We start from the raw sequence: 12,065 nt of genomic DNA on the forward strand, positions 1-12,065 counted from the left end.
CAGGGTCACCAGCTCCGGTCGAGCGGGCGGCCTTCCTCGTAGCCGCTCCCGCTCTGGACGCCGACGACGGCGCGCTCGGCGAACTCGTGCAGGCTGCGGGCACCCGCGTACGTGCACGACGAGCGCACGCCGCTCGTGATCCAGTCGATGAGGTCCTCGACGCCCGGACGGCGGGGGTCGAGGTACATGCGCGAGGCCGAGATGCCCTCCTCGAACATCGCCGCGCGGGCCCGCTGGTAGGCGGACTGCTCACGGGTGCGGTTGCGCACCGCGCGGGCCGAGGCCATGCCGAAAGACTCCTTGAACATCTTGCCCTCGGAGTCGACGAGGTGGTCGCCGGTGGACTCGTGCGTGCCGGCGAACCAGGAGCCGATCATCACCGAACCGGCGTCGGCCGCCAGCGCCAGTGCGACGTCGCGCGGGTGGCGGACCCCGCCGTCGGCCCAGATGGACTTCCCGTGCTCGCGCGCGGCGGCTGCGCACTCCAGGACGGCGGAGAACTGCGGGCGGCCCACGCCCGTCTGCATGCGGGTGGTGCACATGGCGCCGGGCCCGACGCCCACCTTGAGGATGTCGGCGCCAGCCTCGATGAGGTCGTGGCAGCCGTCCGTGGTGACCACGTTGCCGGCCACGATCAGGATGCGTCGGCCCGTCTCCGCCTCGAAGCGGTCGCGCTCTCCGCGGGCGGTGCTCAGGGCGCTGATCATCTTCTCCTGATGGCCGTGCGCGGTGTCCATGACGAGCACGTCCGCCCGGGCGTCCAGCGCGGCACGGACCTTGGCGGCGATGTCGCCGTTGATGCCGACGGCGACGCCGGCGCGGAGCCTGCCCTCGTGGTCCACGGCGGGGGAGTAGATGCCGGAACGCAGCGCGCCCTCGGGGGTCATCACGCCGACGAGGCGCTCCTCCGAGTCGACGGCGATCGCGACCTTCTGGTGGTGCTCGGAGAGGGTGGCGAACACGTCCGACGCAGCGGTGTCCGCCGACAGGACAGTCACGTCGGTGGTCATCACGTCGCGGGCCTGCGCGAAGCGGTCTGAGTCCTCAGCCGCCCGCGGGTGCACCACACCGAGCACCTTGCGGTTGGAGTCGACGACGACCGCGACACCGTGGGACCGCTTGGGGATGAGCTGAAGAATCATGCCGACGGTGGTGGAGAGCGACACGGTAACCGCAGTGTCGAACACCAGGTGGGAATCCTTCACCTTGGTGATGGACTCGGCCACCACGTCGGTGGGGATGTCCTGCGGGAAGATCGCGAGGCCGCCGCGGCGGGCCATCGTCTCTGCCATGCGGCGACCGGAGACCGCCGTCATGTTGGCGGCCACCAGCGGGGTGGGGGTGGCGAGGCCGTCTGAGGAGGTGAGGTCCACGTCGAGGCGGGAACTCACGCCGGAGCGGCTCGGGACCATGAAGACGTCGCTGTAAGTCAGGTCATACGAGGGGTCGCCATGGAGAAATCGCACGCCTGGATTCTACCTTCGCGGCAGGGGAGAACAGAATCGGCGCCGCCCGGGGGGGGGGCGCCGGGTGTGGGGGGGGTGCGGTCAGTGACGCGGGGAGCCGTAGCGCCCCCGTTCACCCACCTCCGCGCGGGGCCACCCCCCAGGCGGCCCCCCCGGGGGGGGCGCCCCCGATTCTGTGGGTGGTGCGGTCAGTGACGCGTCGAGCCTTCGAGCACCGGGGTGTCGCGGTCGTCGTCATCGTCGTGCGCCGGGAGCTCCCCGTGGCGCCCGACCTCGAGTTCGCCGTGGTGGCCGTCCGTGAGTTCAACGGCCGTGGGCTTGGCGATCTCATGGCCGAGGTACCAGCGGGACAACCGCGCGCGCAGCCTGCTGATACCGCCCTTGCGGGCGACCCCCGACGCATCCGTGTCGCCGCCGGGCGCGAGCACCGGGTGCTGCAGGTGCTGCGTGAGCGCGAACTGCTCATGCGTGCCGACGGGGACGTGCGACTCCGAGTAGCCGCCGTCCGGGCTCCGGACGATGACGCCGTCCTCAGAGCCGTGGAGGGCCCGTTCGCGGTCAGCGCGCTGGAGACCCAGGCAGATGCGCTTGGTGATGATGAACGCGATGATCGGCCCGAGGAACACGGCGACGCGCAGGAAGATCGTGATCGCGTTGAGGCTCAGGGAGAACCGGGTGGCGATGATGTCGTTGGCGCCGCCGATCCAGAACAGCCCGTAGGCCGCCATGCCTGCCACACCGAGCGCGGTCCGCGTCGGCGCGTTGCGCGGGCGGTCCAGCAGGTGGTGTTCGCGGTCGTCTCCTGTGAGCCAGCGTTCGACGAACGGCCAGACACCCAGCAGCGTGAACAGGATGCCCATCATGCCCACACCGGGGAGGAACACGCCCCAGGTCCAGGTGGTGCCGCCCCAGTGTGATTCCCAGAAGGGCGGGATGAGGCGCAGCGCGCCCTCGACGAAGCCCATGTACCAGTCAGGCTGCGAACCCGCGGTGACCTTGGCCGGGTCGTACGGGCCGTAGGCCCACACCGGGTTGATCTGGAACAGGCCGCCCATGAGCACGAGGAACCCGAACACGATGAAGAAGAAGCCGCCGGCCTTGGCCATGTAGACCGGGAACAGCGGGTAGCCGACGACGTTGTTCTCCGTGCGGCCGGGGCCGGGGTACTGGGTGTGCTTGTGGTAGACCACGAGCGCCAGGTGCGCGGAGATGAGGCCGAGCAGCAGGCCGGGGATCAGCAGGATGTGCGCCATGTACAGGCGGGGGATGATGAGGCTGCCGGGGAACTCGCCGCCGAAGACGAAGAACTCCGCCCACGTACCGATGACCGGGATCGAGCGGATCAGGCCGTCGACGAAGCGCAGGCCGGTGCCCGAGAGGAGGTCATCGGGCAGCGAGTAACCGGTGAAGCCTGCCATCAGGCCCATGGACAGCAGGCCGACGCCGATGAGCCAGTTGATCTCACGCGGCTTGCGGAACGCGCCCGTGAAGAACACGCGCAGCATGTGCACCGTCGAGGCCGCCACGAACAGCAGTGCTGCCCAGTGGTGGATCTGACGGACCAGGAGGCCGCCGCGCACGTCGAACGAGATGTTCAGCGTTGAGGCGAAGGCCTCCGAGATCGGCATGCCCTTCATCAGCTGGTAGGAGCCGTCGTAGTGGATCTCCGCCATCGAGGGCTTGAACCAGATGGTCAGGAAGACACCGGTCAGCAGCAGCACGATGAACGAGTACAGGGCGATCTCGCCCAGCAGGAACGACCAGTGGTCCGGGAAGACCTTGCGCAGGCCGGTGCGGCCCAGCTTGCCCAGCCCCAGCCGGTCGTCGGCCCAGCCGAGGACGCCAGGGGTGCTGTTGGTCTTCTGGGTGGGGGCCTCGTGGGCCTCGACCGAGGACGACGTGTCGACGACGCTCGTTGGCTTGGCCATTACTGGTCTCCGTCCTGGAAGTCATTGCGCGAGTCGCGCTCGAAGTAGCTCGGCCCGACAGGCACCGTGAAGTCGCTCGTCGCGATGAGGTAGCCCTCGTCGTCCACGGAGATGGGCAGCTGGGGGAGCGAGCGGGCCGCGGGGCCGAACACGACGGTGCCGCTGTTGCCGAGGTCGAAGGTCGACTGGTGGCAGGGGCACAGCAGATGGTGGGTCTGGCGCTCCCACAGCGAGATGGGGCAGCCGACGTGGGTGCAGATCTTCGAGTACGCCAGGATGCCCGACACCTGCCAGTCCTGCCGCGACGGCGGGATGGTGATCGACTGGGGATCCATGCGCACCACGATGATCGCGGCCTTGGCCTTCGCCTGGTGGGCCTCGACGCCCTCCAGCTCGCGCAGCGTGGCGGGCTGGGCGTTGACCAGTTGGCCGACCTCGAGGTGCTCCGGGCGCAGCTCCACCCAGTTCTCGTCGTTGACGAGGCGCACCTGGTTGGCCCAGATGGTCTTCTCGATGGTCTGCTCGCGGACGCGGCGGGTGGGGTGCGGCCCCATGTCGGCCAGCAACACGACGGCCGGCACCACGGCGATGCCGAGGGCACCGCCCAGGGCGCCGAGGATGAGCGGGCGACGCTTGATGGCCGACTGCTCCACGCCGTCGCGCCAGTTCTGGGCGACGATCGCGCGGTCCTCCGGGGAGGTGGCGGCGCTGTGCCGGGGATCCACGGACTCGTGGTCGCCCATCAGGACGCGGGACCACTGGATGACGGCCAGGCCGATGAGCAGCACGGCGAGGCCGGCGGTGACGCCCAGGCCGACGTTCATCGCGCTGGCCTTCAGCCAGCCGAAGTCGATGTAGGCCCGGCGCGGGACGGCGAAGTAGATCACCACGAAGGCGATCGCCAGCACGGGGACGAGGCCGAGCATGGCGAGGATGGCCAGGTAGGCACGGTTACCGGCGCCCTTGTCGGCGTCGGTGAAGCGCTCGATGTGCTCCTCCATGCCGGGATCAGTGACGCTGTGACCCCGGTCAGGATCCTGGACGGGCAGATTCTTCCAGCTCATCGGGCGCGAGCCCCCTTCCGTGCAATCCACAGGGCAACAATCGAGAGGCCGCCGATGCCGATGATGAAGATCCACCAGCCCTCGGAGACAGGGCCGGCGTCGCCCATGGTCAGACCGCCGTAGTTGGGCTGCTCGTCGGCAGCCTCGAGGTAAGCGATGATCTCACTCACGCTCTCGTCCGTGAGGACGTCCTTGGAGAACGACGGCATCTGCTGCGGGCCGGTGCGGACCGCTTCGTAGATGTGCACGGGTGCCGTTTCCGTCAGGTTGGGGGCGAACTTGCCTTCGGGCATGGCGCCGCCGCCGCCGACGACACCGTGGCAGGCAGAGCAGTTCGCGCGGAACAGGGCGCCGCCGCGAGCCACTGCCAGCGCCTTCTCGTCGTCGCCCTGGTTCAGCGCGTCGAGGGAGTACTGCGACTCCTCGGGAATGGCCGGGCCTGCGCCGAGCGAGGCGACATAGGCCGCCACCGCTTCGATCTGCTCCTGCGTGTAGTTGACCTTGCGCGCGCGGATCTGTGCTTCGAGGCGGGAGGCCGGCATGCGGCCGGTCCCCATCTGGAAGTCGACCGAGGCCGCGCCCACGCCGATGAGGCTGGGGCCCTGCGTCGTGCCCTCGCCGCCCAGACCGTGGCAGGAGGAGCAAGTGGTCATGTAGATGTCCTTGCCCTGCTCGATCTGCAGGGTGGTCTCCGTCTCCGCCGAGGAGCGTGGCGGGCTCACGACCGAGTAGCTGAGGCCGACGACGAGGAGGGCCAAGATCAGCAGCAGTGGCCGCGCTGCAGCATGCCGCCTGAGGTTGGTTGATTTCTTCACTGAAATGAAACTCCCGGTCTCGGTCTTAGCGGAGGAAGTAGAGGACGCCGAACAGGGCGATCCAGATGACGTCGACGAAGTGCCAGTAGTAGGACACGACGTGGGCGTGGACCGTCTGCTCGTGGGTGTGGATGCGGGTCATGTAGGAGCGGGCCAGCACGTACCACATGGCCACGACGCCACCGAACACGTGGATGCCGTGGATACCGGTTGCGATGAAGAACAGCGACCAGTACTGGTTGGTGGAGATGCTGATGCCCTCGTTGAAGAGGGTGAAGTACTCCCAGACCTGGCCGGCGACGAAGATCGAGCCGAGGATGGCCGAGATGATGAAGCCTTGGCGCACGCCCCACTTCAGCGGGTTCACCCAGGAACCGTTGACCCGGCCTGCCTCGGCGGCGTTGGCGCCCAGCTGGATGGTCACCGAGCTCAGCACCAGGATGGTGGTGTTGATGCTGGCGAACAGCAGGTCGAGGTGCGCACTCTCCGTGGCCCACATGGACGGGACGCCGGCGGCTGCGGCGGCGTCCGCCGCCATGGAGCGGGTCCAGAAGTAGGCGGCGAAGATGGCGCCGAAGAACATCAGTTCGCTCGCCAGCCACACGATCACGCCGATGGCGGTCACGTCGGGACGTCCGTAGGGCTTGTTCAGCCGGGCAGGCGGCACCTGATGGATGGCGCCGGTCGGCAGCTCCGATGGTGCTTGGATGAGTTCATGATTCGTGGCCACGGGGTCATTATTGCCTCAAAAGCCCCATAGGTCACGCCAGGCACGAACATTGGGACCACCCCCACCGAATCCTCGAAAGCGGCTATGCGATAATGCGCCACATGTTTACCGGCTCCTTGGCACTCCTGCCGATGCACGCCAAGCCCGACGACGACATCATTCCCCTCGTCGGAGCCCGGTTCTTCACCGCCTGGGAATTCCCCCTCGGCGCCGTCATCGGACTGCTCGTCGCGGGCGGCCTGTACCTGTGGGGAGTGCAGCGGCTGAGGCGGCGCGGCGACAAGTGGCCCCTGATGCGCACCATCAGCTTCGTCGTGCTGGGCCTGGGGTCCATCGCGGTGGGCACCTTCTCTTTCCTCGGGGTATACGACACCGTCCTGTTCTGGTCGCACATGGTGCAGCACATGTTGTTCAGCATGATCGCGCCGGTCTTCATCGTCTTCGGGGCGCCCGTGACGCTTGCGCTGCGCGCCCTGCCCAAGGGGTCGCGGGCGCTGTTGCTGAAGGTGCTGCATTCCTGGTTCGGGAAGGTCGTGATGTTCCCCCCGCTCACCACGGGCCTGATGGTCATCTACCCCTTCGGCCTCTACATGAGCGGCCTCTACGAGATCACCCTCACCAACGACGTCGCGCACGACCTACTCCACCTGTTCCTGGTGACCATGGGGGTGCTGTTCTTCTTCCCGCTCCTGGGCGTGGACCCGGTGCCCATCAAGATGCCGTACCCCATCCGGATCCTGTTGTTCTTCATCACCATGCCGTTCCACGCCTTCCTCGGGGTGACGATCATGGGTTCGAGCCGGCTCATCGCGGAGGAGTGGTACCTCTCCTTTGATCGGACCTGGGGGCTGTCGCCCATGCAGGACCAGGAGTGGGCCGGCGCGCTGATGTGGGCCACGGGGGATCTCACGATGTTCGCGGCGATGATCACGATCTTCATCCAATGGATCAAGGACTCCAACAGGGAGGCCCGGCGGGTGGACCGGGCGCTGGACCGCGAGGAGGCCCGGCGCGCCCGGGCGCAAGGACTTGGCTACCATGACCCCCAGAAACAATCTCAACCCACCGTCGACAGCGACAACGCGAAGGAAGACCGATAATGAGCGATGCGACCGTGAAGGTGCTGGTGTTCTCCGATGACCGACTGGTGCGTGAGCAGATCCGCCTGACGCTGGGGCGCCGCGTGGCCATGGACCTGCCGCAGATCGAGGTCTTCGAGGTCGCGACGCAGGGCGCACTGCTGCGCACCCTGGACGCAGGCACCGATTACGCTCTGATGATCTTCGACGGCGACGCGCAGCCGTCGGGCGGCTTCGGGCTGGCCCACCAGGTCAAGGAGGAGTACGCCGACAGCGCCCCCATCATGCTGCTGGTCAAGCGTGAGGCTGACGCCTGGCTGGCCTCCTGGTCCCGCGCCGAGGCGGTGACCCCCTTCCCGATCGATCCGGTCACCATGCCTGAGCAGGCCGCCCACCTCATCCGTGCGCGCCTGGCGCAGGTCGCTTGATGTCGACGAGCTACACCTGGCCGGACATCCTGACCGGTCTCGTCCGGAGGGAGGGTCTTGAGGCGACCGCGGCCACATGGGCCCTCAACGAGATCCTCGCCGGGCGTGCCTCGGAGGTGCAGATCGCGGCGATGCTGACCGCGCTGCGCGCCAAGGGGGAGAGCGAGGACGAGATCTCCGGACTGGCCGACGCCATGCTGGCCAACTCAACGCCGATCTCGCTCGACCCCGACGCGGTGGACGTCGTCGGTACCGGCGGCGACCGTGCCAACACGGTCAACATCTCGACGATGGCCGCGATCGTCGCTGCGGGCGCCGGCGCCAAGGTGATCAAGCACGGGTCCCGCGCGGCATCGTCCCAGGCCGGCACCGCCGACACGCTGGAGGCGCTGGGCGTCAAACTCGACGTCGAGCCCGCCAAACAGGCCGGCATCCTGGCAGAGACCGGCATCGCCTTCCTTTTCGCGCAGCTCTACCACCCCGCCATGAAGAACGTGGCCGGCGTGCGCAAGGCGCTGGGCATCCAGACCACGTTCAACTTCCTCGGCCCGCTGGCCAACCCGGCCCGGCCCCGGGCCATGGCGCTGGGCGTGGCGAACGACGACATCGCGCCGGTGATCGCCCGAGTGCTGGCGGAGCGCGGCACCCGTGGCATGGTCTTCCGCGGCTACGACGGCCTCGACGAGCTCACCACGACGTCGGAATCCGATGTGTGGCTCATCTCCGAGGGCCGGGTCTTCCGCACCGTGCTCGACCCGCGGGACCTCGGCCTTGAGCCGGCCTCCTCCTTCGAGCTGCAGGGCGGGCCGCCAGCGCACAACGCCCAGGTGGTGCGCGATCTGGTGGCCGGTAAGCCGGGCCCGGTACGCGACATCGTCGCCCTGAACGCCGCGGCGGCCCTGCTGGCCTACCGGGGCATCTCGACGGTCACCGAGCTCATCGACCAGCTGCGCCCCACGCTGGCCGCAGCCCAAGAGGCGATCGATTCGGGGAACGCCGCGCAGACGCTGGAGAAGTGGGTCGCCGCTACCCAGCGGTGACCTGCAGCGTGGCCGCCGCCAACGGGCCCAGCCACAGGGCCGGGCCGAAGGGGAAGTGCCTTGGGCGGCCGGCGTCGCGCCGGGCCCACAGCGCATGGCCGATGCCGTGCACGGCGCCCAGGGCCGTGCCCGTCAGCAGCGCCGTCGTCCACGTACCCACACCGGCCAGTCCGCTGACGGCGCCGATCAGCAGCGCGAGCCGCACGTCGCCGAAGCCCAGGCTCGCCGAGAGCCGCCAGGCCAGGTAGAAGAACACGAACGCGGCCGCCGCGCCCAGAGCTGCGGCCGCTGCCCCGCGCCAGTCGGTGATCGCCGTGGCGGCCAGCCCCGCCGCCATCAGCGCGGCGGCGAGGGCGTTGAGCCGTTTCGGCAGGAACGTACTGAGCAGGTCGATGGCGACCAGCGGTACACCCACGGCCAGGTAGGGCACCCACAGCCAGTGGTGGTGCGTGGGCACCAGCCACAGCACGCCCGACGCCGCACCGGCCGTGCCGAGCACGCCCAGCATGGTGCGCCAAGACACGAGGGCGGCGAAATCCGGCGCGTCGGGATCGTCGACGCGCAGCCGCGGAACGATCAGCCACCAGACGGCGCCTGCTGAGGCCGCTGTGGCAAGGGCCATGAACCAGGTCATGGCCTGAGACTAGGGAGCGCACAGGGTCAGGCCGGCGGCTCCTGTGGACAACTCAGAAGTGGGGCTTCAGCGCAGCGACCCAGGTGCCGGGGCCCGTGAACGACACGGAGCCCAGACCCTGCCATTCGGCGGCCTCTGCCAGCAGCGGCGCCACCCGGGCGGCCAGTTCCTCTCGCCGGTGGGCGCTGGCCGGCTCCACATGCGCATGCTGGACCCGCAGGACGCCGGCCTGCCTGTCGGCCTTGAGATCGACGCGGCCGACGAGTTCGTCGTCGACCAGCACGGGCAGCACGTAGTAGCCGTGCTCGCGCTGCTCTGCCGGCGTGTAGATGGAGATGCGGTAGCGGAAACCGAACACCCGCTCGGCGCGCGGGCGGAACCACACCAGGGGGTCGAACGGCGACAGCAACGCGGCCGCTGTCACGGAGCGTGGTACCCGTTGACCCGTGGCCAACCACGCCGTGCGGGCCCAGCCGTCGACCTCGACCGGCTCGAGCTCTCCGCGCGCCACCAGCACATCGACCGCCCTCTGTGCAGGAGCCCGCTTGATCCGCGGATAATCCGCCAGGTCCTCGAGGGTGGCCACACCGTGGGCGACGGAGGCCCTGCGGACGAGTTCGATGACGGCCTCGTCCTCCGGCACCGCGACCCGCGCTTCTGGCGGGAGCACGTCGCCGGCGACCCCATAGACCCGTTCGAACCGGTCACGCCCCACGACGACGATGTCGCCCTTGCGAAAGAGCCTGGACGCTGCCCAGTAGACGTCGTTCTTGTTCCACCAGCCCCCGCTGGTGGGGGCGTTCAGCGGGTGGTGGAGGTCTCGGACCCTCATTGGGCCGGACAGGTGGAACTCGGCCAGCACCTCGTCGATGAGGCGCCCGTTCTCCTGCGCCCAGCGCTCCCAGCCGGGCCGTTCGGGTCGCGCCCGGTGCCACGCCCACAGGGGCCAGTCTGCCACGGGCATGATGGCCGCCTCATGGGAGAGGTATTCGGTGAAGCTGCCCAGCCGGGTGGCGCGCTGGTCGTGGTGGACGAGCCGGTCCAGCACCGCGCGGTCATACGGGCCGAGGCGGGAGAGGAGCGGCAGATAGTGGCTCCGCTCGAAGACGTTGACGGTGTCCAGTTGCAGCACCCCGAGCCGCGCGACGACCGCCCGTAGCGCGGCCGGACCCACCGCTGCCTTCCGGGGCCGTCCCAGGCCCTGGGCGTCGACGGCGATGCGCCGTGCGGCGGCGGGACTCAGACGGCGGGGCATGGGCTACACAATAGAACCGGGCGCCGACAATGCGTCGGCGCCCGGCGGGGTCAGAGCAGTGCCGTCAGCGCTGCGCCCTCGTGAAGCCGGCAGCCTCAGCCGCCTCCTCCGAGTTGAACCAGACCTCGGCGATGGTGCGGTCGTAGCCGCCGCTGCCTTCGACGTGGTACTTCTTCGAGCGCTCGTTGCCCTTGATGGTGAACCCTGCGGGGGGCTCGGTGCCCACGTAGGAGCCGTCGCCGTAGCCGGCGGCGGCAGTGCCGGGCGCCGCGGCGTCCTCTACCACCGACGCCGGAGGCGTGGTCTCGGTGGTCACGTCCTGGGCCTGCACCTCGTCCTCAGCCGGCTCGGCGACCTCGTCGGTGGGTTCGACGGTGTCCGAGGCGAACTTGGCCGCGTTGGAGAACGTGTCGTTGTTGTTCACGTAGGCCTTGGAGGGTTCATGGGCCGTCCAGCCATCGTCCTTCGGGGATAGGAAGTGGCGCACCGCCGCGGCTGCACCGGCCACGATGGCGCCGATGGCGAGGACCTTGCCGAACGTGCGCCAGCCGCTCTTCTTGGGAGCGGGCTCCAACTCACCCTTCAGCGCCTTCAGGGCTGCCTTGCCCCGCTTGCCGCCCTCGACGACGACGGGGAGCTCAGCGGCATGGTGCAGGAACCCCTGGACCTTGGGCAGCAGATCGTCCTCGACCCGCTCCCGCGCGACTTCGATGGCCGGGGCCACCTTGCTCATGGCGTCCTTCAGGTGCGGCTCGAAATCGTCGAGACGCTTGGCCGCGTAATCCGCGGTGCGGATCTTGGCGTCGTGCAGGACGGGTGCGGCCTGCTTCTGAAGATCCGCCAGCATGATCTGGGCGCGGTCCAGGCCCTCCTTCAGAGCGGCGGTTGAATACACGGCGGCGGCAGAAGCTGTCTCTGCGGCGGCCTTCTTCAGTTCTTGTGACCTTCTCACAAGTTCCTCCCATGGTTGTGGCTCGTGATCGAGCAGATTCCACGCTACCTGCTTGTAGGGTCCACTCAAGACGATTGGCCCAACTTCACCCGGCGCTTCGCAGTCGTTTCGGCCCGTCTGACAGACTGGGCCTCCAGTGAATCCTCAGAAAGGACAGCGCGTGACCACCGCTACCCTCAAGACCAACCACGGTGACATCGTCATCGAACTCTTCGACAACCACGCCCCCAAGACCGTCGAGAACTTCGTCGGCCTCGCCAACGGCACCAAGGAATACGCCGACGCCAAGACCGGTGAGACCACCACGGGCAAGTACTACGACGGGCTGACCTTCCACCGCGTGATCGACGGCTTCATGATCCAGGGTGGCTGCCCCCGCGGTGACGGCCGTGGCGGCCCCGGCTACACGTTCGCCGACGAGTTCCACCCCGAGCTGCAGTTCAACCGCCCCTACCTCCTGGCCATGGCCAACGCGGGCCCCGGCACCAACGGCTCGCAGTTCTTCATCACGGCCGGCCCCACTCCGCACCTGAACAACCGCCACACCATCTTCGGTGAGGTCAAGGACCCGGCCAGCCAGAAGGTGGTCGACTCCATCTCCACCACGCGCACCGGCTCCGGCGACCGTCCGGTCGAGCCCGTCGTGATCGAGACCGTCGAGATCTCCTGACCCC

General features: G+C 68.7%; 12 protein-coding genes. 4 read left to right on the plus strand and 8 right to left on the minus strand.

Annotated features, from left to right (window positions below; translation table 11 throughout):
- Positions 1–5: 5 nt before the first annotated feature.
- The 5 genes from H5393_RS03230 to H5393_RS03250 all read right to left on the minus strand — a co-directional run bounded on the left by H5393_RS03230 (position 6) and on the right by H5393_RS03250 (position 5,889).
- Positions 6–1,466, minus strand: coding sequence for a GuaB1 family IMP dehydrogenase-related protein (locus H5393_RS03230; protein WP_182765456.1), 1,461 nt, complete (start codon positions 1,464–1,466; stop codon positions 6–8).
- A gap of 188 nt (positions 1,467–1,654) precedes the next feature.
- The gene (locus H5393_RS03235; RefSeq protein WP_083665289.1) at positions 1,655–3,394 is read right to left on the minus strand and encodes a ubiquinol-cytochrome c reductase cytochrome b subunit; all 1,740 of its coding nucleotides are present in this window, start codon (positions 3,392–3,394) and stop codon (positions 1,655–1,657) included.
- Complete coding sequence (locus H5393_RS03240; protein ID WP_182763665.1) at positions 3,394–4,458, minus strand: ubiquinol-cytochrome c reductase iron-sulfur subunit; 1,065 nt, start codon at positions 4,456–4,458, stop codon at positions 3,394–3,396. The genes H5393_RS03235 and H5393_RS03240 overlap by 1 nt, the downstream gene beginning before the upstream one ends.
- Complete coding sequence (locus tag H5393_RS03245) at positions 4,455–5,273, minus strand: c-type cytochrome (RefSeq protein ID WP_076058189.1); 819 nt, start codon at positions 5,271–5,273, stop codon at positions 4,455–4,457. Before H5393_RS03245 ends, H5393_RS03240 begins: the two co-directional genes overlap by 4 nt.
- 25 nt (positions 5,274–5,298) lie before the next feature.
- The gene (locus tag H5393_RS03250; RefSeq protein ID WP_182763707.1) at positions 5,299–5,889 is read right to left on the minus strand and encodes a cytochrome c oxidase subunit 3; all 591 of its coding nucleotides are present in this window, start codon (positions 5,887–5,889) and stop codon (positions 5,299–5,301) included.
- Positions 5,890–6,104: 215 nt separating this feature from the next.
- Between H5393_RS03250 and H5393_RS03255 the strand changes: the two genes are divergently transcribed.
- Genes H5393_RS03255 through trpD form a run of 3 tightly spaced genes read left to right on the plus strand, consistent with a single transcriptional unit; the run spans position 6,105 to position 8,550 of the window.
- The gene (locus tag H5393_RS03255; protein ID WP_182763664.1) at positions 6,105–7,103 is read left to right on the plus strand and encodes a cytochrome c oxidase assembly protein; all 999 of its coding nucleotides are present in this window, start codon (positions 6,105–6,107) and stop codon (positions 7,101–7,103) included.
- The gene (locus tag H5393_RS03260; protein WP_182763663.1) at positions 7,103–7,510 is read left to right on the plus strand and encodes a response regulator; all 408 of its coding nucleotides are present in this window, start codon (positions 7,103–7,105) and stop codon (positions 7,508–7,510) included. The genes H5393_RS03255 and H5393_RS03260 overlap by 1 nt, the downstream gene beginning before the upstream one ends.
- Positions 7,510–8,550, plus strand: a complete 1,041-nt coding sequence (trpD, locus tag H5393_RS03265; protein ID WP_076058197.1) for an anthranilate phosphoribosyltransferase — start codon at positions 7,510–7,512, stop codon at positions 8,548–8,550. The genes H5393_RS03260 and trpD overlap by 1 nt, the downstream gene beginning before the upstream one ends.
- Here trpD and H5393_RS03270 read toward each other — a convergent pair.
- From H5393_RS03270 to H5393_RS14800, 3 genes are all read right to left on the minus strand, one after another.
- Positions 8,537–9,184: a prepilin peptidase gene (locus tag H5393_RS03270; RefSeq protein ID WP_182763662.1), complete on the minus strand. Its 648-nt coding sequence runs from the start codon at positions 9,182–9,184 to the stop codon at positions 8,537–8,539. The genes trpD and H5393_RS03270 overlap by 14 nt on opposite strands.
- 52 nt (positions 9,185–9,236) lie before the next feature.
- Positions 9,237–10,439: a winged helix-turn-helix domain-containing protein gene (locus H5393_RS03275; protein WP_182763661.1), complete on the minus strand. Its 1,203-nt coding sequence runs from the start codon at positions 10,437–10,439 to the stop codon at positions 9,237–9,239.
- A gap of 64 nt (positions 10,440–10,503) precedes the next feature.
- Complete coding sequence (locus H5393_RS14800) at positions 10,504–11,391, minus strand: hypothetical protein (protein WP_182763660.1); 888 nt, start codon at positions 11,389–11,391, stop codon at positions 10,504–10,506.
- 160 nt (positions 11,392–11,551) lie between these two features.
- Between H5393_RS14800 and H5393_RS03285 the strand changes: the two genes are divergently transcribed.
- Positions 11,552–12,061 (plus strand): peptidylprolyl isomerase, encoded by a 510-nt coding sequence (locus H5393_RS03285; RefSeq protein ID WP_143570829.1) that lies wholly within the window; start codon positions 11,552–11,554, stop codon positions 12,059–12,061.
- Positions 12,062–12,065 lie beyond the last annotated feature (4 nt).

Source organism: Tessaracoccus sp. MC1756, assembly GCF_014164735.1.
Classification (GTDB): Bacteria; Actinomycetota; Actinomycetes; order Propionibacteriales; family Propionibacteriaceae; genus Arachnia.

Coding starts and splice junctions, on each gene's coding strand:
- H5393_RS03255 (WP_182763664.1), top strand. CDS start 6,105: ATGTTTACCGGCTCCTTGGCACTCCTGCCGATGCACGCCAAGCCCGAC.
- H5393_RS03275 (WP_182763661.1), bottom strand. CDS start 10,439: ATGCCCCGCCGTCTGAGTCCCGCCGCCGCACGGCGCATCGCCGTCGAC.
- H5393_RS03270 (WP_182763662.1), bottom strand. CDS start 9,184: ATGACCTGGTTCATGGCCCTTGCCACAGCGGCCTCAGCAGGCGCCGTC.
- H5393_RS03240 (WP_182763665.1), bottom strand. CDS start 4,458: ATGAGCTGGAAGAATCTGCCCGTCCAGGATCCTGACCGGGGTCACAGC.
- trpD (WP_076058197.1), top strand. CDS start 7,510: ATGTCGACGAGCTACACCTGGCCGGACATCCTGACCGGTCTCGTCCGG.
- H5393_RS03235 (WP_083665289.1), bottom strand. CDS start 3,394: ATGGCCAAGCCAACGAGCGTCGTCGACACGTCGTCCTCGGTCGAGGCC.
- H5393_RS03260 (WP_182763663.1), top strand. CDS start 7,103: ATGAGCGATGCGACCGTGAAGGTGCTGGTGTTCTCCGATGACCGACTG.